21 protein-coding genes are annotated in these 25494 nt (G+C 27.0%); 2 read left to right on the top strand and 19 right to left on the bottom strand.

Features of this window, described 5'->3' with window-relative positions; genetic code table 11:
- Nucleotides 1–166 precede the first annotated feature (166 nt).
- The 17 genes from J2Z71_RS05845 to J2Z71_RS05765 form a co-directional block, all read right to left on the bottom strand.
- Nucleotides 167–2056, bottom strand: coding sequence for an S-layer homology domain-containing protein (locus J2Z71_RS05845; protein WP_210060922.1), 1890 nt, complete (start codon nt 2054–2056; stop codon nt 167–169).
- Between the two features lie 137 nt (nt 2057–2193).
- Nucleotides 2194–3846, bottom strand: coding sequence for an S-layer homology domain-containing protein (locus J2Z71_RS05840; RefSeq protein ID WP_210060921.1), 1653 nt, complete (start codon nt 3844–3846; stop codon nt 2194–2196).
- Nucleotides 3847–4044: 198 nt separating this feature from the next.
- The gene (locus J2Z71_RS05835) at nt 4045–6096 is read right to left on the bottom strand and encodes an S-layer homology domain-containing protein (protein ID WP_210060920.1); all 2052 of its coding nucleotides are present in this window, start codon (nt 6094–6096) and stop codon (nt 4045–4047) included.
- 171 nt (nt 6097–6267) lie between these two features.
- The gene (locus tag J2Z71_RS05830; RefSeq protein ID WP_210060919.1) at nt 6268–7497 is read right to left on the bottom strand and encodes an S-layer homology domain-containing protein; all 1230 of its coding nucleotides are present in this window, start codon (nt 7495–7497) and stop codon (nt 6268–6270) included.
- Between the two features lie 90 nt (nt 7498–7587).
- Nucleotides 7588–7881, bottom strand: a complete 294-nt coding sequence (locus tag J2Z71_RS05825) for a hypothetical protein (RefSeq protein ID WP_210060918.1) — start codon at nt 7879–7881, stop codon at nt 7588–7590.
- A 131-nt stretch (nt 7882–8012) separates the two neighbouring features.
- Entirely contained in the window at nt 8013–8597 is a 585-nt protein-coding gene (locus J2Z71_RS05820; RefSeq protein WP_210060917.1) for an InlB B-repeat-containing protein, read from the bottom strand.
- Between the two features lie 88 nt (nt 8598–8685).
- Nucleotides 8686–11979: an S-layer homology domain-containing protein gene (locus J2Z71_RS05815; RefSeq protein WP_210060916.1), complete on the bottom strand. Its 3294-nt coding sequence runs from the start codon at nt 11977–11979 to the stop codon at nt 8686–8688.
- 188 nt (nt 11980–12167) lie between these two features.
- The gene (locus J2Z71_RS05810; protein ID WP_210060915.1) at nt 12168–13814 is read right to left on the bottom strand and encodes a putative manganese-dependent inorganic diphosphatase; all 1647 of its coding nucleotides are present in this window, start codon (nt 13812–13814) and stop codon (nt 12168–12170) included.
- A gap of 34 nt (nt 13815–13848) precedes the next feature.
- Nucleotides 13849–14334, bottom strand: coding sequence for an LURP-one-related family protein (locus J2Z71_RS05805; RefSeq protein WP_210060914.1), 486 nt, complete (start codon nt 14332–14334; stop codon nt 13849–13851).
- 121 nt (nt 14335–14455) lie between these two features.
- On the bottom strand, nt 14456–15382 hold the full coding sequence (locus J2Z71_RS05800; RefSeq protein ID WP_210060913.1) for a hypothetical protein: 927 nt from the start codon (nt 15380–15382) through the stop codon (nt 14456–14458).
- Nucleotides 15383–15431: 49 nt separating this feature from the next.
- A complete protein-coding gene (locus tag J2Z71_RS05795) occupies nt 15432–16298 on the bottom strand; it encodes a hypothetical protein (protein ID WP_210060912.1) in 867 nt (288 codons plus the stop codon).
- Between the two features lie 116 nt (nt 16299–16414).
- Nucleotides 16415–17416 (bottom strand): resuscitation-promoting factor, encoded by a 1002-nt coding sequence (locus J2Z71_RS05790; RefSeq protein WP_210060911.1) that lies wholly within the window; start codon nt 17414–17416, stop codon nt 16415–16417.
- Nucleotides 17417–17712: 296 nt separating this feature from the next.
- Nucleotides 17713–18333: an NUDIX hydrolase gene (locus J2Z71_RS05785; protein WP_210060910.1), complete on the bottom strand. Its 621-nt coding sequence runs from the start codon at nt 18331–18333 to the stop codon at nt 17713–17715.
- Nucleotides 18320–19483 (bottom strand): patatin-like phospholipase family protein, encoded by a 1164-nt coding sequence (locus tag J2Z71_RS05780; RefSeq protein ID WP_210060909.1) that lies wholly within the window; start codon nt 19481–19483, stop codon nt 18320–18322. The genes J2Z71_RS05785 and J2Z71_RS05780 overlap by 14 nt, the downstream gene beginning before the upstream one ends.
- 35 nt (nt 19484–19518) lie before the next feature.
- Nucleotides 19519–19938 (bottom strand): large conductance mechanosensitive channel protein MscL, encoded by a 420-nt coding sequence (gene mscL / locus J2Z71_RS05775; RefSeq protein ID WP_210060908.1) that lies wholly within the window; start codon nt 19936–19938, stop codon nt 19519–19521.
- Between the two features lie 21 nt (nt 19939–19959).
- Nucleotides 19960–20391 (bottom strand): deoxycytidylate deaminase, encoded by a 432-nt coding sequence (locus J2Z71_RS05770; RefSeq protein ID WP_210060907.1) that lies wholly within the window; start codon nt 20389–20391, stop codon nt 19960–19962.
- On the bottom strand, nt 20391–21026 hold the full coding sequence (locus tag J2Z71_RS05765; protein ID WP_210060906.1) for a ribonuclease H1 domain-containing protein: 636 nt from the start codon (nt 21024–21026) through the stop codon (nt 20391–20393). Before J2Z71_RS05765 ends, J2Z71_RS05770 begins: the two co-directional genes overlap by 1 nt.
- Before the next feature lie 141 nt (nt 21027–21167).
- On the opposite strand from J2Z71_RS05765, the gene J2Z71_RS05760 reads away from it, so the two are divergent.
- Together J2Z71_RS05760 and J2Z71_RS05755 are read left to right on the top strand one after the other, a co-directional pair.
- On the top strand, nt 21168–22058 hold the full coding sequence (locus tag J2Z71_RS05760) for a fructose bisphosphate aldolase (RefSeq protein WP_210060905.1): 891 nt from the start codon (nt 21168–21170) through the stop codon (nt 22056–22058).
- Between the two features lie 196 nt (nt 22059–22254).
- Nucleotides 22255–23358, top strand: coding sequence for a stalk domain-containing protein (locus tag J2Z71_RS05755; RefSeq protein WP_210060904.1), 1104 nt, complete (start codon nt 22255–22257; stop codon nt 23356–23358).
- Between the two features lie 32 nt (nt 23359–23390).
- On the opposite strand, the gene J2Z71_RS05750 is transcribed toward J2Z71_RS05755, so the two are convergent.
- Both J2Z71_RS05750 and J2Z71_RS05745 read right to left on the bottom strand, forming a co-directional pair.
- Nucleotides 23391–24500 (bottom strand): CD0519/CD1768 family membrane protein, encoded by a 1110-nt coding sequence (locus J2Z71_RS05750; RefSeq protein ID WP_210060903.1) that lies wholly within the window; start codon nt 24498–24500, stop codon nt 23391–23393.
- 621 nt (nt 24501–25121) lie between these two features.
- Nucleotides 25122–25313, bottom strand: coding sequence for a rubredoxin (locus J2Z71_RS05745; protein ID WP_210060902.1), 192 nt, complete (start codon nt 25311–25313; stop codon nt 25122–25124).
- Nucleotides 25314–25494 lie beyond the last annotated feature (181 nt).

The following is a 25494-nucleotide window of genomic DNA, read 5'->3' as shown; positions in this document are numbered from 1 at the left end:
ATGAATACATAAAAATATGAACTTTATTCAATATTCAGATTATACTCTAATTGTACAAAATTTCAAGACAAAAGTCACATTTAATCAATATTAAAAGCATCTCAATAAAAAAGAACCCAAATTGAGTTCTCTTTTCTTCTTAGAGTATATTATACCCCATATTATATTAATTAGAAGCATTCATAATATTTTCATAAAACCAATCTTTTTCAAAAACATCACTAAACACTACATCTTTATTATTTTTATTTTCAATATTAAAAACCTTATTTAAAATAGTAACAGCCTCTGCCCTTGTAATATCTAAATCTGGTCTAAAAGTTTTATCAGGATAACCATTTATAATACTCTTAGAATATACTTTATTTATAGAGTTCTTTGCCCAATGATTATTTATATCCTTAAGTGCAGAATTATTCACATCAATATCTCCTAGATAATTTGCAATAATAGTTGCAAACTCTGCTCTAGTAATATTTTTATTTGGTCTAAAAGTATTATCACTATAACCCTTTATTAGATTTTTTTCAGATACAAATAAAATAGCACCAGAATACCATTCATTTTCTATATCAGTAAAAAGAGTAATACCATCATTATCAAAATCCCCTGATCCCTTTATAAGTCTTCCAATCATAGTAGCAGCCTCAGCCCTTGATACAGAATTATTTGGTCTAAAAGTATCATCACTATATCCCTTAATATATGACTTCGAATCATTAGAAGGCTTAATATCTATATCCTTTATATTATTTCCACTTAAAGTTTCAAAATACTTCTTAGAATTTTCTATATCCTCTTGTTTCTTATACTCTTTTAGCAAAATAGCTTTTATTTTTTCATCAGAATTTATTTGATTTTCATCATTTAAAATACTTGCTATATTTTGATTATTTACTATAAAATTTATAACATTATTATTTAATAAAGTTAAATCAGCCCTTTGATTATTTATATCTTTTTTTATATCTACTTCTTTATTCCAAAAATCATTACTATTTATATCTAAATCTATTTTTTTTGTGGAGTTTTTCAAATTATTTATATTTTCATCATATATATTTAATATTTCTAAAACTACAGCCCTATCTGAAATCTTATTTTCATTTAATTTGATATTTAAAATCTCTCTATTTTTTAAAATAGTATTTAATAGATCCTTATTCTTATTAAATAAAACTTGAGTATCAGAATTTGATTTAGCTTCATTATAAAAATAATTTTTCTTTTCTACCTTATTATAAATATCCTTATAACCTTCATCAATTACATGACTAGTCAAATCATCTTTTCCTGCTAAAAAATACTTATCTCGTATATTTTTATTTTTAAAATCTCCCCAAGTTGCATCTATAACATACCATTTTCCATCTACTTCAACTATATTCCACATATGACCATTTATAGAATCATTATCTGTCCTACCAGTTACAATCCTATTATTAAAACCAAGTTCGTCCATAAAAAACGCCATATAATAAGAATAAGCCTCACAAACTACTTTATTCCCAGCCAAGCCTTGAATTACATTTCTTTCTAAAAGTTCAGCATTATCAACACCAGAAATAAATCCATAACTTAAATCCTCAATTACAGTTTCATAAGCAGAATGAAGTTTTTCAATATTATCCTTACCATTTAAGCCAAGAGTTTTTTGCTTTACAATACTTTTAATATTTTCAATATCTTCCTTACTATTCTTATAGACCATATCTCTTATCTTTAATTCCCTTTGATTAGAATTTGTAGATACTTCAAACCTAACTAGATTATGTGTATAAAAATCCCTAATTCCCTTTTCATTTAGATTTCTATACATATTTTTCATACTAAAAATCCCCTCTTGATCCTTACGAATCTCGGACTTTAGCTCCTCCATCTCCTCATTAGTATCTGTCCTATAAACTATATTATTTTGAGCATTTTCAATACCAAATGATAATATATTCCAAAAATCATCACTTATTGCAAATACAGTATTTTGTTTAGATAATACTAAAATAAGACAAGTCGTTGCAATTATCTTTTTAAAATTCCTTTTATTTTTCTTTTTCATAACTCCTCCAAAAAAACTTAGAAAAACCTTTACATAATTAAATATTATAATATTATCAAAACTTAATCAATATACATTTACAAAAATGTTCAAATAAAAAAGGACTCCATTAAAGAAGTCCCTTAAATTTTTAAATTTTATTTTGAAGCATCCATTACATCATTATAGAACCAGTCACTATTACTTACATCAGTGAAAGTTATCAATGACTTATTATTAGCCTTAACATCAAATACCTTATTTAAAATAGTAACAGCTTCAGCTCTTGTAATTTCATTATCTGGTTTGAAAGTCTTATCTTCATAACCTTTTATAGCTCCAATAGTATATACATTATCTATACTAGCTTCTGCCCAATGTCCCTTAATATCAGTTAGATCAGATTTATTTAATTGATCATTTCCAACATAATTTGCAATGATAGTTGCAAACTCTGCTCTTGTGATATTTTTATTTGGTTTGAAAGTTCCATCTTCATAGCCTTTGATTAAGTTTTTCTCAACAACATAATTTACAGCCTTAGAGTACCATTCATTATTTGCATCACTAAACTTAGTATCATTACCAGTACTAAAATCATCAGAAGCATTTATTATTCTTCCAATCATAGTAGCAGCCTCAGCTCTTGATACAGGATTATTTGGTTTGAAAGATCCATCACTATATCCCTTAATATAAGCCTTAACATTAGTCTTAGCTTTTTCAGTTTCTTCTTTTTCAGTGAAATCTTGTGGAACAACAAACTCAGATTTATTTATTTCTTTTCCACCAGATAAAGCAACTACTGAAAGTCTTTCACCAGCAACTAAATCTCTATTTAAACTAATTGAGAACTTTCCATCCTTATCAGTCTTACCCTCACCAAGTTTTATATCAGCTACAGCAAGTCTAACCTCAACGTCAACCTCAGCACTTGCAGTACCCTCTACAAGTTTTGTCTTAGGCATAGCCTTAGTTATAATAACAGGTTTTTCATCAACCTTGCTTTTTTCCTTAGCAACATAAAACTCAAGATCATCAATATCTTTTATTTTTTTGTCAGATTTATATTCAAAATATCCATCTTTATCAGTAGTAGCAGTTCCTAGAAGTTTGCCATCATAATAGATTTTTACATCTTCCTTAGGATAATCTTTAAGCTCTCCGGTGATAGTTTTGTCACTATTTTTAAGCTTAATATTTTTTGGACTTACTTCCTTATCGCTTTTGTTTTTATCATTGTCGCCATAGTTTTTTCCACTACCAGCATAAAAAACAAGATCATCAACATCCTTAACTTTCTTGTCTAAAGATATTTCAAACTTACCCTTTTTATCAGTAGTATCATTTCCAATTCTCTTACCATCTAGATAAACACTAATCTTAGCATTTTTGTGTTTTGAAACTTGACCAGATACAGACTTATCATTTTTTGAAAGTTCAATATCAGTAGGTCTTAATTTATCGCCATCTTTGTATTTAGAATCTTTGTCATCTTCGCCATCAAGTTCTTTTTCTTTATCTTTAATAGCATTTTTGATTTCTTTGTTATCTCTTTCTTCATCAGTTAAATGATTTTCAATCTTTCTAAGCTCTTTGTAAGAATCAGCATTTTTTATTTTCTTAACAATTTTATCAATTTGAGATTGAGATAAATCCTTTTTGTCCTTTGATTCACTTATTGCCGAAACTCTTGTTGCAGATGTCTTTACAATAGCATCCGAACTTGCAAAAACGTTATTTGCAGGAATTGCAGAACCAGCTATTAAAAGTGCCATAGCCATAGATAATACTTTTTTATTATTTTTCAAAATTATCCCTCCTAGAATATTTCCGATTTAATTTACTTCATTATAATTTTAAACAAGACAATAATCAATAGATTAAATAAAATGTAGAAAACTCTTAAGAATTGAAATCTTTCTAAAATTTTTCTAAAGAAAACTTAATCTAAACTTATTTATTAATTATAAAAAAAGAAGAGCTTAAAGCCCTTCTTCTTGAACTATTTATTTATAATTAGCTGCGTTCATTACATCATTATAGAACCAGTCAGATTTCTTTACATCAGTAAAGTATTTAGTATAGCTTCCAGTAGAAGTTACACCAAAAGTTCCATTAAGGATTTTAGAAGCTTCAGCTCTTGTAATTTCCTTATTTGGTTTAAATGATCCATCAGTATATCCATCAATAATTCCACCACTTGCTACCTTATTAATAGCAGGTTGTGCCCAATGTCCTGAAACATCATTAAAATTAATTTGTTTAGTTCCATTAGTTGTTAAATACTTAGAAATCATTTGAGTAAACTCAGCTCTTGTGATTTTTCCATTTGGATTGAAAGTTCCATTTGGATATCCATTTATTAATCCCTTAGCTACAACAAAGTTTATAGCTTCAGAATACCATTCATAATTTGCATCAGAGAAATTAGTTAACTTAGAAGTACCAAAGTTTTCACTGCCATTGATAAGTCTTGCCATCATCATTGCAGCTTCTCCCCTAGTCATATTGTTATTTGGTCTAAACTCTCCACCTGGATAACCTTTAATATATCCAGTAGCAGTAGATTCAGAAGGTCCACCAACAATTCCACCAGCAACAATAACTTTAACACTTACATCATTTTTGCCAGATTTTTTAGCGATAACATTTATAGTTTCTCCACCCTTAAGAGCTCTATTTAAACTTACAGTAAACTTACCATCTCTATCAGCAGTAGTAGAACCAAGTTTTGTTCCATTACTATCTTGAACTTCAATAGTAGCTCCATCAGTAGCATCCTTACCTTCAACCTTAGTTTCACCAGCAATAAATCTAGTTACAAAAGGTGTCTTTAAATTTTTGCTATCTTTTACATAAAACTTAAGATCATCTTCATCATAATCATCAGCATCTACATAATCATCAAGTTTGAAATCAAACTTACCATTTCTATCAGTAGTACCATATCCGATTTCATCGCCATCTAAATAAACATAAACCTTAGTATCTTCATAATCACTAAGTTTACCTTTTACTTTTCTGTATTCTCCACTTGATTTATCATAAAGTTCTACATCTTTAGGATAAACTCTAGTTAGATTATCATCATTTTTAGAATCTTTATCTACATAATATACTAAATCTTTAAATTCAGAACTACTAGGACTAAAATCTAATCTAATTCTGTATTTACCATCACTATCAGTCCAGCCACTACCTACTTCAGAATCTCCATCATCATAAGCATCTTTATCTTTATAAACATAAACTTTTGTGTTTTTATAATCTTTTTCTTTACCTTCAACATATCTTCCATCTCTTTCTTTGTCTGTTGGGTAAATTCTCTTTAGATCATTATCTTTATCGTTTTTGTCTCTATCTGTATATGCATAGATAGTTTCATTTCCATCAAATTCATATGAATCTTTTATTTTGTTTTTTTTGTTAGAATTTCTATAAAAAGCATCTACATCCGCATTGCTCTTTAGTTTGTCATCTAATTTGTTTTCAAATTTTTTTCTAACATATTTAAATTTTGCATTTTTATCAACTGTAACATCTACAGAGCTAGTACTTTTCCAACCATCACCCTTAGGTTTGATTGTAATAGTTACTTCTTTTGTAGTTTCTTTTGCTTTAATTGTTACAGTTCCATAGCCTGTCTTTTCACTTTTATCTGAAGTTGCAGTTACTTTAATTTTTGTTCCATCTTTTAAACCTTTTAATCCAGATACTGTGACAATTGCTGTTCCATTTAAATCTTTAATTTCAGTTTTACTTAGTTTTACACCACTATCTCCACCTGAAACTGTTAAATTGATTTTAGTATCTGCTCCTACACTTTCAGTGTCATATTCTTCTGTTGTAGATTTAATTTCAAATTCAGCCTTATCAGTTCCTTCTACTATTTCACTTTGTTTAGGTGTTACTGTAATGCTTTTTACTACTGTAACTTTTGAAGTAGTAGTATTATCACTCCCACCACCATCATTCTCCTCAGCAAATACATTTAATGGTAATATTCCAAGTACCATTACAAATGCAAGAAATAGAGATGTCCATTTCTTCTTATTCATATATATTCCTCCTCTTTTCTTCTAAATATTAAATGTTCACTTTTAAATAAATAGTTCTTATCTTTATGATTATACCCCCAGCCTTATTCCATAAGCAAGTGACGTGCCGTTTTTTAGAAGATTTAACACAATTGTAATAATCTTGTAAATTAATATACTTTGATTTTTTTCTTATATTTCTCTAATTTCTGTCCATATTTCCATCTCATCTCTTGATGATCTTCTATAGGAAGAGTGAGTATTCATAGCATCTATTATATCTACATAATAGCAGTCGCTACTTTTTAAATCTTTACAAATTTTTAATTTTGAAATATTTGCAGCTTTTCTTATACTATTTTTTGATGATATTCTTCCAAAGGCAATATTTAATATATGAACACTTTCTGATCTTGTAATATATTTATCTTCTATATAGTTTTTGTCTGTACTTTTTTCTAAGTCTTTTTTATATATTTCATTTAATGCCTTTTCTATTCTATTTTCTTCAATACTATTTAGATTTTCTTCATTGTTTTTGTAATTTTCTAATATTTTTGCAAAGTCTAATCTACTTATATTTTCATCTGGTCTAAATGTCCCATCTTCTCTATATCCATATATTAGCCCCTTTGATTTTGCAAAGTTTATAGCTTCACTATACCAACCTACTTTTGCATCTTTGTATTTTGTAATACTTGGCATATTAAATTTACAAGAATTATTTATTAATCTTGAAATCATCATAGTTGCCTCTGCTCTTGTAAGATATTTATTTCCCTTAAATCTTCCATCTTCATATCCCATTACATAAAAATTCCTATATAGGTCTGATTTTTTTATTTTGTCCTCTATGTAAAAGTTTAATTCTTCATTTTCAGATATATTTTCTACAAGTTCTATTTTAAATTCATTGTTTTTTATATATCCTTCGCCTAAATATTCTCCTAATAAATAAACCTTTAAAATTTCTTCATTTTGATTTTTCAAATGCCCTTTTACTATATTTTTATTTATTTTTATATCTTTTGGATACACTTCTCTTTCTTCATTTTTTATATTTATAGAGTTATCTCTATTATAATAATTATCTTGAATTTTTATATTTTCATTATCTAAGTATATATATATTTCTTCATCTCTATTTATAGCTACTATTTTTGATTTTGATTTTTCGCTATCATTATATTTATTTATATATATTGTAGCTTCTTTATTTTCTATTATTTGTCTTGTAACAAAACAGCCCTCTTCGTCATATAAATATATTTCTGTATTTGATTTATTTACTTTTACTTTTATTGCATCTTTAAATACTTCCACTCTTTCAAATTTAAGTTTTTCTTCTGCATATATATTTTCTAAATCTAAAAATCCAAGCAAAAAAACAAAGAATAATATAATTGTAATTTTTATCTTCATTTTCATCTCCCCTTGTATTTTTTTATTACCCCGAATTTTTAATATTTAATTATTTTATGCAAAAAAAAGAAGCCTTTTGGCTTCGAAAAATTATAAATTAATATTATGTTTTAAATTCTTAAGTTTAACCTTTGTATTATCAGTTAAAAACTCATCATCATAAAATGACTCAAATTTTGTTTCAAGTTCATTTTTAAGTAAATTTCTCTCATCTATAAGTTCTGCTAATCTCTCTTCAAAAATATAGATTTCTTTATAATTTTCTTCTTTAATAAATCTTTTGACTTCCTCTCCTATTATTGCTATTTCCACTTCTAACATAAATATATTGTAAACTAATTTTTCATAATACTTCTGCTCATAAGATTTCTTTATATACTCCATAGTATCACCTCTACAAACAAAAAATTTACCTTACTTAATTATTAGTCTATAACACTATACCTATTTAATCAAGTGAATAATAGTCATTTTATATACTTTTTCTATACTTTTTTACTATACTATCTATTTATCTATTTATTTTTAGGTTTTTTCCTTTTCTTTTTAAGATTTTTCATATTATTTTCTCTATCTATTTCATTTAGATCATTATTTTGATTGTCATCTGTTTCTTCATTTTCTATTTCTTCTTCATCAATAGTTCCTGAATCTATATCTACAAAAGTTGCAACTATTTTTATATTTTTATCTATCATAGTAAAATTTGTAAATTTATTTTTAGGATTTTGTATCTTAATATCTGAACTACTCCAAGATGAGAATTTTTTGTCTTGAATTTCATGAGCATATATTTCTACCTTTTCTCCTGCTGATGCAGTTTTTTTATTGCTAAATCCATATAGTATAGATATCTTATATTTATTATTTTTCTTTAAATTTTTCAGACTTAATAAAATATCCTTCTCTTCTAAATTGCTTAAAAGTTCTTTTTCTTTTATAAGTTTATTTAAAAACTTAAAATCTTTTTCATCTTTTTTTATTATTCTGTCTAACTTTTCTTTTATATTCTCACTTTCTGCAAAGGCATTAAAGGGTATAGCCATTAAAATAAGCATAATAGAAAAAAATAAAGCCCTTCTTTTTAAGTATTTTTGCATAGTATTCCCCCTTATTTTTTTATATTACCCAGCAAATAAAATTATGAAAACAAAAAAGAGCCGATTTCTCGACTCTCTTTACTAAATATTAGTTTATAGCTTTTGCTATTTCTTCATAAAACCAATCTGATTCTTTTACATCTGAAAATTCTACATTTGCTCCACTTGTACTTTTGTTGAAAACTCTATTTAACATAGCTATTGCTTCTGCTCTTGTAATAGTAGCATCAGGTTTAAATTCACCACTTGGATATCCATTGATTATTCCTGCTGATGAAACTTTTGCTATTGCATCTTCTGCCCAATGTCCTGATATATCTACAAAAGACTTTTCATTATTTCCAACATTTATATATTTTGAAATCATTGTTGCAAATTCAGCTCTTGTCATTTCATTATTTGGCTTAAATGATCCATCACTATATCCGCTCATTAGACCTTTTTCTGATATAAAGCTTATTGCATCTGCATACCAACCATCTACATCAGTGAATTTATTATTTGAACTCTTGAAATCATCTGATCCATTTATAAGTCTTGCAAACATTGATACAGCTTCTGCTCTTGTCACCTTATTATTTGGCTTAAATGATCCATCACTATATCCCTTTACATAACCCTTGTTAGAATGTTTTTTTACTATATTTTTAGCTATTTCATTTACATTTTCTTCTTTTTTAGACTCTGTTTTTTCATTATCTTTTTTGTCATCTTTGCTATCTTTTTCACCTTCAAGTTTATTTCTAACTTTTCCAGCATAAAACTTAAGATCAGATTTTGAATCTACTTCTTCATCTATTGTAATATCAAAATCTCCATCAGAATCAGTCTTAACATAATCTACATAATATCCATCATTATAAATACTGATATAAGAATTTTTGTGGCTACGAATATAACCTTTTATTCTTGTCTTTCCATTAGACTTTTCTCTAATTTCTAAATCTCGAACAGAAACCTTATCTCCTTTGTCATACTTACTGTCATCATCATCCTTTGAAGAACTATTATTTGATGAATTACCATTTGATGAATTATCGTTTGATGAATTGTTGTTTGATGAGTCTTTTTCATCATAATTTCTGTCAATTATTTCTACAATTTTCTTTTCAATATTTACATAAGCATTTTTATGTCCGAAATCTATTTCTTTTTCTAAGCTTATATTCCCACCATTTTCAGCAAACTTTTTAATATTTATTTTTGCATTTCCATTTTTATCAGTTTTACCAAGAAATAATTTTTCCCCATTATATCCTCTAACTACTATATCTGCATAAGGTTCATCAGAATCTATTAATATACAGTCATTATAAACTTTTACACTATTTATATTTATTCTTTGATAATTTGGCATATCATTTTCTTTAGTAGCTTCAATGCTTGCATCTCCATCTAATATTTCAACTAATATTTTTTCTTGTTTATATTCATTTTTATTTTCGTTTTCTCTATCCCAAACTACAGTACATTTTACAGATTCTTCCCACCTTGAAAAATCACCTTTATTTTCTACTTCAAGCTCTATAAAATCTCCATCTTTTGCTTTTATTACTTTATATTCATTCTGACCTTCCTTAATTGTTTTAATTTTTGAAGAATCTACTGACTCACCATTTATACTTAATATTTTTCCATTTTTTACTTTAAAATCATATTCTTTATAAGAATTTTTAGTTATTTCTTTTATATAAATTCCATTATCCTTTTCTTTATCTACTTCTGGAATTTCAAAATCTATTCTTGAATCATGTTCTTTATTAGTAAGTTGTTGTTCAGTTAAGCCTTCTACTCCAATAACTTCCCATCTAATAAAATCATCTTTACTAGATTTTCTATTAAGATGTATCTCTTCTTTTTCTCCAATTTTTCTAAACTCTGTTCTCATTCCTGGTTGTTTCACTTTAACATCTCTAAGCCTATATAATTTTACATTTGCTGTTACATTATTATCTTCTATATTATATGTTATATCTTCATATCTATTTTTATTAATTTTGAAATAATTTTCATCTCCACGATTATCTACATATATACTAAATACACTTTGACGATATCCATCTTTTAATATATTAATATTATAACTATGTTCAACATCATCAGCCTTTAATACATATTTACCATTATCATCTTTATCTATCATTTTATAAGAATTATCTTTTTTAATAAATACAGTATAATCTTTATCTTTTAATTCTTCATTTAATAAATTTATATTTAAAGTAATCTCTTCTAAATAAATTTCATTATCGTCATTATGACTATTATCATATTCAAACTCTGGACGAATGTCTAAATTTGCATAAGGCATAGTAAATGTTATTTCATTTTCCTTTATTCCTTTTTTTATTTCCTCTTCAATTTTTCTTTCATATATCCCTGTGACATTTCCACGCACATTAATATCCCACTCTTTAAACTTATCCTTTGAATTTTCAGGATTTGCTCTTATAGTGATTTTTTCACCACATTTAAACTCTATATATCTATTAACCTTCTCATTATTCACTAAAGTATGATTTGTGTTTAAATCGAATTTTTTATTCTTGTCTCCAAAAACTGCTTCAACTTCAAATGTTTCACTACCACCTAGATTTCTAATAGTGAGCTCCCTAGAAAATATATCTCCTTTTACAATATGATATTCTTTATCTGTGTCATATGTGAAATCCCAATACAAGAATACTTTTTCATCACTATCATCATTGGCTTTTATCTTAAATTCTCCATTTTTTGCCTGATTAAATTCTCCTTCTAATACTCCATTTCCTACATAGATTTCTTTTAATTTTTTACCTTTCAATTCTATACCTGGATTATTTCCAGTTATTTTAATTTTAACATTTTTACCATTTATACTATTTTCAACTATTTCACAATCACTAAAAATTTCATATTTTTCTATTTCATAATTATTATATTTTTCATCTAATTCTAAGGTAATTATATCTCCTATTTCCATATTTAAATAAAACATGTTCATATCAAAAGTCATTTCATATCTATTAATTTCTCTACCATTTAATTCTACTGGTTTTCCATCTAATACTTTTAAAGGCATTAATCCTATATTTTCATTAGAAAACTTAGCTAGTCTAGTTTGAGCCTTTCTAAAATTTAATTTTTCTTCAATTTTAGGACCATCTTCTTGTACTTCTTCCTTGATTTTAGGCTCTTCTTCTCTTTTTTCTTCTTTTACACTTTTTTCTAAAGTATCTTCTTTTTTATGTAATGTCTTTTCTTTTGAGTCTTCTACAATTTCTACTACTGCTTTTTCTTGTTCTTCTTGTAATTTTTCTTCATTTGCAAAAACATTATAAGGTACTAATCCATTTAGCATTGTTCCTGCAAGTAATATTGATAATATTTTCTTGTTGTTCATAATATCCTCCCATTTCATACAATTTGATAAACTTAATACTATTATATTCCTAACCTAATTTTATTTCAAACTTTATTGTAACAAAGATCCGATTCTTAGACTTTTTTCTTATATTTTAACTTTCAATGTATTTATATATTTTTTATTTATATGTTTTCGTAATAAAAAAAAGAGCCTTTCGGCTCTTATTATTCTGATTTTGCTTTTGATATTGCTTGTGTTATTCTTGGCACTACTTGTTTTTTTCTTGATAGTACTCCTGGTGCTATAAATGAATGATCTGTTACTTCTCCATCAAAGGCATCTGCTATTGCTTTTGAGTGCTTTCCACTTACTATTATTTCTGATCTCTCTTCAAATATATCTGTCAGTATAAATACAAATAGATCTTCTTGATAGTCTTTTCGCATTTCTTCCATTCTTTCAATCAATGGTTTTTTAATAAATCCAATATTATCTAAATCCATTGTAAATGCTTGACCTATTCTAACTTTTTCATCTTCTATTGTAAATAATTTTACATCTGATGTTAGTAAGTCTTCTGGTTTTTTGTTTTCAAGTGATGTTCCTGCTTTAAACATTTCCATAGCAAATTTATCTATGTCTATTCCTGCAATTTTTGACATTCTATCTAACATTCTTCTATCTGTATCTGTTGTAGTTGGAGATCTAAATAAAAGTGTATCTGATATTATTGCAGCTGATAGTATTCCTGCTATTTTTTTAGATGGTCTTATTCCATGTTCAAAGTATATTCTTGAGATTATTGTACTTGTTGATCCTACTGGTTCATTTCTAAAGTAGATTGGTCCTGTTGTTGATATATTTGCAACTCTATGGTGATCTATTATTTCTTTTATTTCTGCTACTTCTATATCTGGTATTGATTGGTTTTTTTCGTTGTGATCTACAAGTATTAATTGTTTTCTTCTATTAGATATTAAATGGTATCTTGATATTGATCCTACTACTCTATTTTTGTGATCTATTATTGGATATGCTCTATATCTTGATTTTCCCATTATAACTTTTACATATTCTACATAGTCGTCTTTATGAAAATACACTAAATCTTCTGTTGTCATTACATAGGATACTGGAACGCTTTGTGGTAGAAGTCTTGCTGTCATATAGCTATTAAATTCCGTAGAAATTATATTTACTCCATGTTTTTTTGCAAGTTCTAATGCTTCTTCGTCTGCTTTTCCTCCACCTGTTATTATTAGTACAGAAATATCTCTTTGTATTGCATCTTTTTGGGCTTCTGGTCTATTTCCTACTATAACTATATCGCCTTCGTGGATAGTTTCTTCTACATCGCCTACTTCCATTGCATAGACTGATATATTTTCAAAGTTTCTTATTTTTTCTGGTTTATATATTAATTCTGCTGATAAGACTTCTATAATATTATCTATTGTTGTTTTTGATCTTCCAAGAATACCATCGTCCCAAATATCCATATAGGATTTTGTAATATTTGATAGTGAAACTATTCCTATTAATGTTTCATTTTCATCTACTACTATTAGGCTATTTATATTATTGTTTTGAATTAAGTTTAGAGCCTTATTTAAAGATATATCCTTTGATACTGAATATGCTGTATCTATTGATAAATCTCCTACTTGAGGTTTTATTGTATCTTTATACATTGGTGGTTCTAAGCCAAAATAGTTTAATATAAATTTAGTTTCTTGATTTAGTTCTCCAAGTCTTATAGGTATAGCATTACATTCGCCTCTTTTATTTTTAAGCTCTGCATAGGCAAGAGCTGCACAAATAGAGTCTGAGTCCGGATTTCTATGACCTGTTATAAAAACTTCTTCTTTCATTATTTTTTCCTTTCTAATATTATTTTTATTTTTATTAGTTATTAGAATTTGCTGATCTTCTCATTGAAAATACTGCATCTATTGCAAGTACTACTGCAAGAGCCATTATTTCATTTTTTTCATCTTCTATATTTATTTCATAAGTATCTGTAATTTTAAGCCATTTTTTGCTTACTGTTGCAATTTCTTTTCTACCTTCATATATTGAATATTCATGAGATGTTATATCTCCTTTTATATCCCAATTTAGTCCTTTTATTTCATATATTGGACTTAATAAGCTTAGTTTTTTTTGAATTGATGCTACTTTTTTATTATTCATAAATACATTAAATCTTGGAAGTAAATTTAATATTTCTTGAGCAATATATGCAACTTCTTTTCCATTTTTATATATAGTAAATTTATGTCCTATTGATATAAGTTTACCTTCAACATTGTATTTAACATTATTATTCTCGTCAAAAACATCAAAACTTGCATTTAAAGATATTAATTTTTGTTTGATATATAATTTCATTTTATCACCTTTATTATATAGTATTTGTTATTATATCATAATAATTAATACTTATTGCATTTATTATGTATTCCTATGTATAAAAAAAGAAGAGGTTTAAACCTCCTCTTTATCTTAATAATTATTTTGCTGCTTCTTCTTTTTTGTCTTCTTCTTTAACTTCAGCTTTTTCTTCTACTTTTGAAGTAAGTACTACTGTATTTGTTTCTTTGTCATAATCAACGCCAAAGTTTAATACTGCTCCAAGATCTCTTAGACGGTAGTAGTTGTTTCCATCAATTTTGAAAGCTTTAGCTTCTAAATTTTCTCCATTAACTTTTACTTCGTCTTTTGTTTTTGTAGCTGTTGATTCAGCTTTAACTTCTTTAAGATCTGTATCTAGAACTTCGTATTCTTTTCCAGTTTCAAGAAGAATCATTGGTTTAGTAAGTTTAACTTCTTCTTTTTCACCTTTAATTGCTTCTGCAACTGCTTCTTTTACTTCTTTTTTAACTTCAGTAGCTTCTTCTTTGATTTCAACTGCTTTTTCTTCTGCTTCTTTTTTAACATCTTCTTTTTTGATGTCTTTTGTATCAACTTCAGCTTCTTTAGCTTCAGTTTCTTCTACTTCTTCTTTTACTTCTTCAGCAGCTTTGTAGTCAACTGAGAATTTAGCATCTGTATCTTTAAATACAGCAGCAAGGTCTCTTAATTTAAAGTAGTTTTCACCTTTAATATTGTATCCTGAAATTTTAATTTCTTTTCCATCAAGTGTAACTTTTTGTGGAGATACTTTTACTGCTAATTTTTCTGAAGTAACTTCTTCTACTTTTTCTTTTACTTCTTCTTTAACTTCAGCAGCTTCTTCTTTAACTTCTCCTGCAGCTTCAGTAGCTTCTTCTTTTACTTCTTTAACTTCTTCTTCTACTTTTTTAGCTGCTTCTTTTGCAACCTCTTCAATTTTTGTTGTTGGTTCTACTTTAGCACCTTCTACTCCTGTTGCAACAACTGGAGTTATCATTGATAAAGCTAGTGTTGATGTAAGTAATACTGTTGATAATCTTTTCATATTAAATCCTCCTATATAATATTATTAATTTACACTTGATTATATCACATTACTCTAAAAAAGGCCTATTTATACCCTTTTTTGCTTTAATTATCTTTATTAATGCAGATAAAACGTCCCATATTGTAGATAGCATTAAAATTATTATTGCTCTTCTCAATATATTTTTTACAATAAATGGATTTTTTAAAAGTTTAAATCCTATTATTAATGTAGTTAAATCAGTTATAATCATTAAAAAAACTACAAATTTTCTATAATAGCTTTCCGACAATTTATTTACATCTCTTAATATACTTAAGAAAAATATTGCTTGAAACATCTTATATATATAATCTTCGTTGTGTAATTTTAAAGAGATCATAGCTATAAATATCACTAGAGAATATATTATTATTAATATCTCAATAGAAGGATTTACTTTTTTGTATTTTAAATTTCTATATAAATCATCTATATTAAAATCCTTAAGTAGTGAAGAAATCATCTTTGTAGTCTTAACTTTTTCTGCAATAAAAAAAGAAATAGTTAAACTTATAAAAATATTTAGCATAAGACCTAATACTACCCTTAAAAAGCTACTTATTCCAACTTTAATGAAAGAACCCTTATAATAAGATATTAATAAGCTAGAAAGCATTACTATACTTAATATTTTTAAAAGTCTTGTATATATATCATAGTTTTTCCCACTTACTAAAACAGAAGTCTTATTGTCATAATGTGATGCAAAGTTGTAGGGATGTCCCAATTTTTTTAAGTATTTTTCTAATTTATCTTCTTCAAAGTCAGATCCTAATTCTTCTTCTATTAGTTCTTTTAAATCCTTTACTGCCATATTTGAATCTTCATAGTTTAAATATCTTGTTAGTTCATGTATGTATCTTTTAAATAATTCACTATTTTCCAAATTCATAATATCACCTACTAAGAGAATATATAATAATTAGACTTTTTTCAATATCTTTTATGATTTTACACATTAAAGTGTTTTAAATAAAAAAAAGAGAGCTTTCGCTCTCTAAATTTCAACTACTCTAATACATAAACTTTAACATTTCTTCTACCAAATCTTAATGCTTGTGAATTTGTAGAATAAAATAAGTCTATTCTATTTCCTTTAATAGCTCCACCTGTATCTTCTGCTGTTGCATATCCATAAGATGGAAAACCATCTGCTGATTCAATATAAAGTTTAGATCCTAATGGTATAACTCTTGGATCTACTGCTACTGCTCCAACTCTTGCTCTTGTTCCCATTGCTGTTCTTGATCCAGCAGTTGGGTCATATGCTGTTGCTTGCATTGTGATTACTCTTTTTACTTTTCTTTCACCTAATGCAGCTTGAGCTTGAGTTTCTTTAGTTCCAACTTTTTGAACTTCTGTTTTTGCTTCTTGCTTAATTTCTGATTTTAATACATCTACTGAAACATGTTCGTCATTTACAAAAGTATTTTGAATAGTGCTTAATTTAAGACCTTTTTCTCCTTTTTCAACTACTTGTGTTTCTCCCTTATACATATTTTTATCTTCTATTTTCTTAATTTCAAATGGAATTTCTTCTTCTTTAGTTTGTACTTCTTTTTTTACTCTCTCAATTGTAATATTCATTCCTGGAGTAGTTTCAGAGTTTAGTGCTGGTGTAACAACATCATGTTTATTTAAATCTATATTTAAATTTCCTAAAGTTTCTGCTACTGTTTCTCCAAGTGCTTCTGTAACTTGTATTTTCTTTCCGTCTTTTATATAGTAACTTTTTGGTGATGAAATAACTATGTCCATTCCAGGTTCAATTTCTGCATTTATTCCTGGTACAACTTCCTCAGTGTTTTTAACTTCTATTCCTTCTGTTTCTAAGAAGTCTTCTACATTTTTAGAATAAGTAACTACCTTTTTTGTCTCTCCATTTACAATTAAGTTTACGTCATTGCTAAGGGCTTTAGAAAATCCCATTGTGATTACTGATGATGCTACAAGTAAAATAGCAGCCCCAGTTGCAAATTTTTTCCTAAAATCATTTTTTGATAAATTCATTATATAAATAACCTCCTTAGTTACAACGTTGTAAACTTTGTAACTACTTTGTAACTGTTTAATACCTTGGCTATTGTATAAGTTATTTATTTAATTGTCAAATCTTTTGTAACTTTTTTGTTATATAATTTTTTACAACAAAAAAATGGCTATCTAAAGCCATTTGCAAAGTTTCAAGAAATGTATTTGTAATAATACACTATTCCTTATTTTTTATAAAATGGCTATTTCAAGCCATTTGTTTTCCAATTATTACAATTGTGTTACATTTTAATTATTTTGTAACTTTTTACTTTTTATTTATCTTTTTCTTTTAATTCTTTTATAAAATCTGCTGTCATTTTCGCAGTAAATCCCCATATTACCTTGTTTTTATATTTATAAAAATGTATTTTATCTATTCCTCTTTTAAATTTATAATTTTTCCCTTGAGGAACTAAGTGATATGGAAATTCAGATGTCTCTGTTACTCCCAGTTGCATTTCATAAATCTCTGGTTCATTTTCTAAAAAGTAATTTAATGGAACTGTAAATATTCTATCAACTTCATCTTCACTTGGAAAAATCTCTTTTACATCTTTTTTGATTTCTCCAACTACTGAATAGATTATTGCACTATATGGACTTACTAGACAATTGCCCTTTCCATATACTTCAATATCACTTTCTTCTAATAGAAGCTCTTCACAAGTTTCTCTTACTGCAGCCTCTATATAAGACTCTCCTTTTTCAATTCTTCCACCAGGAAAAGACACTTCTCCAGGTTGATTGCGAAGAGTCATTGATCGAACTTCATATAGTATATGAATCTCACCATCTACTTTTATAAGGGGAATAAAGACAGAAAATTTATCTTTTATTCCCACTACATCCATTTTGTGATTTTTCATAAATTCTTTAATTTCATTTATTTTCATTTTTATCTAATATCTTTCTCACTAACTCATTTAACTTCTTACCTTTAATCGTTTTTTCATCTAGTCTTATATTGTGATTTTTAATATCTTCAACTAATTCTTCTAATGAATAAATTTTTAAATAGTCAAGTTTTATATCATTTGCTTCTCTTTCTAAAAAAGCAACTAAAAAATCAACATAAGTAAATTTTGATATAAGACCAAGTTCTGAAGCTACTGTTGGGATAATTTCTTCAAATAAAACTCTATATTTAGAATTATTTTTAAAACCTGATAAATCTACTACTTCAATTTTTTCAAAAAATAAATCTTCTATTGCTTTAAAGGCTTCATCTTCATCAAATTTTTCAATATAGTATTTATCTCCAAATAGACCATTTATTTTCTTATATGTATCAAAATATCCTATTCGCATTATTTCTTCTGATTTAACAGGATTAAAATCCATTGCTGATGTATATTTTTCCTTTGGTGCAATAACTATTGCATTTTCTGGAAATTTATCTATTAAATCATTTGGATTTGTCCTTACTATTACTGGAGTAAGATTTAATCTTTGGATCATTGTATAGGGAATATTGTCATATAGTCCACCATCTAAATAGTATTTTCCATCAATTGGCTCTAATTGAAATAGAGGAAAATATGCACTTGCCACTATATAATTTTTAAGTTTTCCATAAGGAACATCTTTTAAATATAATTCCTCTCCAATTTTGTCAGATACATTTAATGTTACAAGGCCATAATTCATATTTGAATTTCTTATTTTATCTTCATCAATATATTCTTCTACTAATTGCTTTAGAGGCTCTGAGGAAATTTGTCTTTGTTTTATAAATCCTGTTGCTTTTTGTTTTAAAAGTTCCATTATATCTACTGGCTCTTTTATTGGGAAGTTTTTCAACTCATCAAAGTTATCAATTGATTCTTCTCCAGTTTCCTTTGTTGGAAAATTTTCAAAACTTAGAGTCTTCCACATTTTAGCACATTTTTCAGGCTCTCCCATTGCAATTAAAGCTCCATTTAAAGCTCCTATTGATGTTCCAACTACTGCTTCAAATTCAAATCCTAGCTCTCTTAGTGCGAAGTAAGAGCCTATTTGATAGGCTCCTTTTGCTCCGCCACCTTCTAATACTAATCCATACATTTATTTACACCTTCTTTGTGTATTGTCTTTGTATATTAGTTTAATTCACTTGTACAATTTGGACATCTAGTTGCATCTATTGCAATACTACTTTTACAAAATGGACATTCTTTTGTAGTAGGTGCTGTTTCTTCTTCTTTTACAAGCATTGCTGTTACTCTATTCATTTGCCTAATTACTGTAAATATAACAAGTGCAATAATTAAGAAATTCACTGTATTTTGTATAAAGTTACCAAGTTTTAAAACAGGTGCATTTTCTGCTGTTCCCATTTTCACAACAATATCTGTAAAATCAACAGTTCCTATTATTCTACTAATTACAGGCATTATTATATCTTCAACAAGTGAGGTTACAATTTTTCCAAAAGCTCCTCCTATAATAACACCAACTGCCATGTCTATTACATTTCCCTGCGCTATAAACGCTTTAAAATCTGATACGAATTTTCCCATATTTTAAATTCCCCCTATTACTTAGTCAAATTTTTTAAGTGTAATATTATTCCTTTTTAGAAGTTCTAAAGCGTATTCGTCTACCCTGTAAGAACTCTTATAACATATACCCACTATACCTGATTGAATAAGCGCTTTTGTACAATTTAAACATGGGAAATGTGTCACATATGCTGTACAACCTTTTACAGATATGCCCTCTTTTGCACAATATAATAAAGCATTCATCTCTGCATGAATTGTAGCTATACAATGACCATCTCTCATAGTATGACCTATTTCATCACATTGTGGATTTCCTGCAAGTGATCCATTATATCCAGTAGATACTATTCTATGATCTTCATTTACTAAGACACATCCTACAAATGCCCTGTCACAAGTTGATCTTGTAGCTACCATTTCTGTTATTTCCATAAAATACTCATCCCAACTTTTTCTTTCAATTGTCATTATTTAGCCTCCTTAGCAAGTTTATCTACAACTTCATTATACTCAACACCACTATGAGCCTTTACCTTTATAAATTTAACATCTAATTTATCCTTTATAGAGTCATAAAAGTTTTTGTACTCAATAGTTCCCTCTTTATTTGCCTTCCAATTTCCAAGAGCCCAGTTTTCTATTCCTGCATAGTCATAATGAATATATAATGTATCTTTATTAAGTTCTATTGCTCTTTTCATTGCATACATTGCACCTTTTATTTCTCCAGATACATTTCTCATACTTGCATCTTCATCATAAAATCTCTTAGAATAAGTTTCATAAATATCTTCATTAAATAACACTGCTCCATAGGAAAAAGTCTTATCAATATGTCTATAAGAACCATCTACATAGGCAATTATTTCATTGTCTAAACACTTTTCTACTTCCTTATCTAAAGAATCTTCTTTATTTAAAATATTTTTATTTGATTTTTTTTCTTCCTTTACAATCTCACCATTTACAAAAAGATTAGCCTCTTCAAGATTACTAAATTTTTTATAAATAGCTCCACTATATCCCATAACTTGTTTTTTACAATCATCCCAAGTCATATAAATACCTGGTGTTCTTCCTTTTTTTACTGCATAATAATTCATCTAATCACCTTTTAAAATTATTTATATCTATTATATAAGATTAAGTCTTAAGAATAAACAATTCTTCAAAGTTCAATTCTTTTTTAATTTATGATATACTTATCCTATATATGATACAGTTTTTTTAATATGGAGGGTTTTATGAATAAAGAGCAATTTAGTAGAATGAAAGACGGTAAAGGTTTCGTAGCAGCACTTGATCAAAGTGGTGGATCAACTCCAAAAGCTTTAGGACTTTATGGAATTAATGAAGATCAATATTCTAATGATGAAGAAATGTTTGATCTTGTTCACCAAATGAGAACTAGAATAATCAAAAGTAAATCATTTACAAGTGATAGAATTCTTGCAGCTATTCTTTTTAAAGTTACAATGAATTCAAAAATTGATGGAAAATATACAGGAGACTTCCTTTGGGAAGAAAAAGGTATAGTTCCAATTCTTAAAGTTGATGAAGGACTTGCTGAACTTAAAAACGGAGTTCAACTAATGAAAGAAATGAAAGTTTTAGATGAACTTCTTGAAAATGCTAAAGAAAGAAAAATCTTTGGTACAAAAATGAGATCAGTTGTAAAAGAACTTAATGAAGAAGGAATTATCGAAATTGTAGAACAACAATTTAGATATGCTAAGAAAATTTCAGAAGCTGGCCTTGTTCCAATTATTGAGCCAGAAGTAGATATTCATGCAGAAAACAAAGCAGAAATTGAAGAAATCTTAAAAAGAGAAGTTGTTAAACAACTTAAAGCTCTTGATAAGGAAACTTATGTAATGTTTAAATTTACTATTCCTACAAATGCAGGACTTTATGATGATCTTGTAGAATTTGACCAAGTAGTTAGAATCGTTGCTCTATCAGGTGGATATACTCGTGAAAAAGCAAATGAACTTCTTGCTCAAAACAAAAATATGATTGCTAGTTTTTCAAGAGCTCTATCAGAAGGACTAAATGCTAATCAATCAGATGATGATTTTGACAAACTTCTTGATGAATCAATTGAAGGAATTTACAAAGCATCAGTTGAAAAATAATTAAACTAAAAAGAAGGGATTACCCTTCTTTTTTTGTGCTTTTATTACATAAAAAACATAAATTAAAATATAAATTTATAATTAAATAGACAACTTCCTTCTATTATATACATTTTTTATCTATATAAAATTTATATGCTTTTAATTACTAATTCAATACTGTATAATTTAGAATTATATAGACAAAGGAGGATTTATGAAAAATAAATTAAAACACATAATATTTTTAGCACTTGTTCTTATAATTTATCCAATAAATTCCTATGCAAAGGAAGATATTAAATTATTTGTAGATGGTAATTTTGTAAAAAGCGATGTTGCACCATTTATAGAAAATAATAGGACACTTGTGCCTGTTAGAATTATATCTGAAAATCTTGGATACAATGTAACTTGGAATGGAGAAAAACAAACTGTTACAATTTCTGGAAATAATAAAGAAATACTTATGCCAATAAATTCCACAAAAGTTACAGTAGATAAGAAGAAAAAGACTCTAGATGTTCCTGCAAAAGTATCTAATAATAGGACCTTTGTTCCTGTTAGATTTATTGCAGAAAATCTTGGAACTACTGTTGATTGGGACAATAAAGACAAAGTTGTAGTAGTTGGAAAAGGATATACAAAATCTACAAATTCCTTTGAAGAAGCAAAGGTTACAAGAGTGGTAGATGGAGATACTATTATTGTAAATCTAAATGGTAAAGACGAAAAATTAAGAATGATTCTTGTAGATACTCCAGAGACAGTTCATCCAAAAAAACCTGTAGAATTTTATGGAAAAGAAGCATCTAATTTTACTAAATCAAAACTTACTAATAAAACAGTCTATCTACAAAAAGACGTATCTGATAGAGATAGATACAATAGAATCCTTAGATATGTTTGGCTAGAAAGACCAAAGTCTAATAATCCAACAAATGAAGAAATTAAAAAAAATATGTATAATGCAATACTTGTAAAAGATGGATATGGAAAAATTGCAACTTTCCCACCTGATATTAAATATGTAGAATTATTTAAAAAACTTGATAGATCAGCTCGTGAACAAAATCTTGGAATGTGGTCAGTAGAAGGAGAAAACTTCACACCTGAAAAAAACACATCAGAAAATAAAAAAGAAGAAGCTATTAAATCAAATCCAAATATAGAATCAGGCAAAATAAAAGGAAATAAAAATTCAAAAATCTATCACCTGCCAAATGGTGCAAATTACAATAAAATTAGCGAAAAAAATATAATCTACTTTAACTCTGAAGAAGAAGCTATAAATGCAGGATATAGAAAATCTAAAAATTAATAAAATTAAAAGCACCCAAGTGGGTGCTTTTTTTATACAATCATATAAATTAAATGAGCAGATATTCCCGCACATAATCCTCCAAAAGTATGAATTAAAATAGATGTCTTTACAAGACTTCTTAAATTTAAAGAATCCATCATAGCAATATGTGTAGATAAATATCCTGACCAACACATTCCCATTGCAGTAAAAACTGCTATATCATTTGGAGTTATAAGTTTGTTTTTTACAAGCTCAGGCACAAGCCCTAAAGATGCACCAACTGATCCTAGTGCAGTTAGTGGAAAAGTTATAGACTCAAGACTTGTAAAACCAAATAATTTATTAAATAAACTTAAAGTCCTCTTTCCAAAAATCCCAATTAAATTTATTCCTTCATAGGCAGAACCTGTATATTGAAGACTTCCATTTATATTAGAAGGTCCACTTACTAGAAGCATTACAAAACTACATATAATAAGTACCCCTGGAATAATTTCAATTCCAACTTCAACACCCTTTTTACCTCCATTTAAAATAGCATCTAAAAAATTAGATTCTTCTTGTTCTTTCTCTTCACTAGAAGAAAAGTCTAAGTAGTCACTATTATTTATCATTTTCTTTTTTGAAAAATAAAGCATAAGCCTAGTTGTAATAATAGATCCAATAAAAGCACCTACAAGTCCTATAGTTGCAGGTTTTAAAAATTCACCATTATTTCCTTGAGAGCCCATAAATATCCAAACAATAAATCCCATTCCAAAAGATGTTCCCAAATTGCAAAGGCAAGGCACCTCATAATATTTAAAATGTTTTATAAAACCTTTATCTTTAATTAAAGCAATCATTGCTGGATTATCACTAAAAAAAGTACTTATTATTCCAAGAGATGCAGCCCCAGGCAAACCGTATATTGGTCGCATTAAAGGCGATAAAATAAGATTTATTAAATCTATTACTCTTGTATAACTAAGTACTGCAGAAAAAGCTCCAGTTATTACAGCTATTGACATAATATATAATACTGTATTTAATAATAAATCATAAGATGTATTCATTATTGTATTAAACATATTACTAGCTCCCATAATTTTAATAATATAAGTAAAAAATATGCTTAAAATCATAAGAGTAATAATTGGTTTAATATATTTTTTCATATAAAAATCCCCTCTTTAAAAATTTGTCACTAAACAACCTTAACTTATTTAGGAAAGTTTTTCAAGTTTTCCCATTAAATATAAAAAATCTTAGCATATATAGGAAAACAACCTTGATAAACTAAAAAACAAACCACCTATATAGGTGGTTTATTTTTTTACAGAAAAAAAGCACTCTCAAGAGTGCTTTTTAATGTAAATATAGGACTTTATGTAATATTATATTTTAGTTTAAAAAATAAAATATTGTGCATAAGAATAAGTAATAAATCACTTATTGATATTATTTTAACATTATTTTTTCTTTAAGTAAAGTATTTTATTTATATAATACTTTTATACTTAATATAGTATATTTCTATTAACTTTTTTTAAATTTACTTTTTATTATCTTATATACCATTTCAATAAAGGGATATGTAATAAAATAAATTATAAAAAGAGTTAAAAAATTTTTAATATATGTACCTTTTTTATATAAATCAAAACTTATTAAAAAGTATACAATTGAAAAAAAGATTGCCTTTATTGACAAATCTTTTAATTTTTCCATTTGCCCACCTCTTCTAAAATATATTTTATCACATAAGTCAAGGTGGCATATTTAGTATCTTTTCTCTTTTATTTAATTTCTGTAAAAACTTCTTTTCCTGCTCCACATGATGGACAAGCCCAATCTTCATCTATATCTTCTAAAGATGTTCCTGCTTTTATTCCATGTAATGGATCTCCTACTTCTTCATCATATATGTAATCACAAGGATCAAAGCAACATCCAACACATACACTTGATTGACATTTGTATTTTTTCATTTCTTCCTCCAATTTAATTAAATTTCTTATTTATTATAACATATAAGTTTTTTATAATTTTAATTCTCAAATTAAAAAAGAGCCAAATGATTATAATACCTCTAGAGTACACACTAAATAAAAAGTATAATATACTTAATTTAGAAAACTTTGGAGGTGTTATTTTTTTATGGGAAAACAT

It is taken from the genome of Peptoniphilus stercorisuis, assembly GCF_017874395.1.
GTDB lineage: Bacteria > Bacillota > Clostridia > Tissierellales > Peptoniphilaceae > Anaerosphaera > Anaerosphaera stercorisuis.
Note: the sequence above shows the minus strand (reverse complement) of the source record. Positions and strands in the feature narration are given on the sequence as shown.

What these genes read in the sequence shown, in the direction of transcription:
- J2Z71_RS05845 (WP_210060922.1), bottom strand. Translation starts at nt 2,056, where the DNA reads ATGAAAAAGAAAAATAAAAGGAATTTTAAAAAGATAATTGCAACGACT.
- J2Z71_RS05835 (WP_210060920.1), bottom strand. Translation starts at nt 6,096, where the DNA reads ATGAATAAGAAGAAATGGACATCTCTATTTCTTGCATTTGTAATGGTA.
- J2Z71_RS05830 (WP_210060919.1), bottom strand. Translation starts at nt 7,497, where the DNA reads ATGAAGATAAAAATTACAATTATATTATTCTTTGTTTTTTTGCTTGGA.
- J2Z71_RS05825 (WP_210060918.1), bottom strand. Translation starts at nt 7,881, where the DNA reads ATGGAGTATATAAAGAAATCTTATGAGCAGAAGTATTATGAAAAATTA.
- J2Z71_RS05820 (WP_210060917.1), bottom strand. Translation starts at nt 8,597, where the DNA reads ATGCAAAAATACTTAAAAAGAAGGGCTTTATTTTTTTCTATTATGCTT.
- J2Z71_RS05815 (WP_210060916.1), bottom strand. Translation starts at nt 11,979, where the DNA reads ATGAACAACAAGAAAATATTATCAATATTACTTGCAGGAACAATGCTA.
- J2Z71_RS05810 (WP_210060915.1), bottom strand. Translation starts at nt 13,814, where the DNA reads ATGAAAGAAGAAGTTTTTATAACAGGTCATAGAAATCCGGACTCAGAC.
- J2Z71_RS05805 (WP_210060914.1), bottom strand. Translation starts at nt 14,334, where the DNA reads ATGAAATTATATATCAAACAAAAATTAATATCTTTAAATGCAAGTTTT.
- J2Z71_RS05800 (WP_210060913.1), bottom strand. Translation starts at nt 15,382, where the DNA reads ATGAAAAGATTATCAACAGTATTACTTACATCAACACTAGCTTTATCA.
- J2Z71_RS05795 (WP_210060912.1), bottom strand. Translation starts at nt 16,298, where the DNA reads ATGAATTTGGAAAATAGTGAATTATTTAAAAGATACATACATGAACTA.
- J2Z71_RS05790 (WP_210060911.1), bottom strand. Translation starts at nt 17,416, where the DNA reads ATGAATTTATCAAAAAATGATTTTAGGAAAAAATTTGCAACTGGGGCT.
- J2Z71_RS05785 (WP_210060910.1), bottom strand. Translation starts at nt 18,333, where the DNA reads ATGAAAATAAATGAAATTAAAGAATTTATGAAAAATCACAAAATGGAT.
- J2Z71_RS05780 (WP_210060909.1), bottom strand. Translation starts at nt 19,483, where the DNA reads ATGTATGGATTAGTATTAGAAGGTGGCGGAGCAAAAGGAGCCTATCAA.
- mscL (WP_210060908.1), bottom strand. Translation starts at nt 19,938, where the DNA reads ATGGGAAAATTCGTATCAGATTTTAAAGCGTTTATAGCGCAGGGAAAT.
- J2Z71_RS05770 (WP_210060907.1), bottom strand. Translation starts at nt 20,391, where the DNA reads ATGACAATTGAAAGAAAAAGTTGGGATGAGTATTTTATGGAAATAACA.
- J2Z71_RS05765 (WP_210060906.1), bottom strand. Translation starts at nt 21,026, where the DNA reads ATGAATTATTATGCAGTAAAAAAAGGAAGAACACCAGGTATTTATATG.
- J2Z71_RS05760 (WP_210060905.1), top strand. Translation starts at nt 21,168, where the DNA reads ATGAATAAAGAGCAATTTAGTAGAATGAAAGACGGTAAAGGTTTCGTA.
- J2Z71_RS05755 (WP_210060904.1), top strand. Translation starts at nt 22,255, where the DNA reads ATGAAAAATAAATTAAAACACATAATATTTTTAGCACTTGTTCTTATA.
- J2Z71_RS05750 (WP_210060903.1), bottom strand. Translation starts at nt 24,500, where the DNA reads ATGAAAAAATATATTAAACCAATTATTACTCTTATGATTTTAAGCATA.
- J2Z71_RS05745 (WP_210060902.1), bottom strand. Translation starts at nt 25,313, where the DNA reads ATGAAAAAATACAAATGTCAATCAAGTGTATGTGTTGGATGTTGCTTT.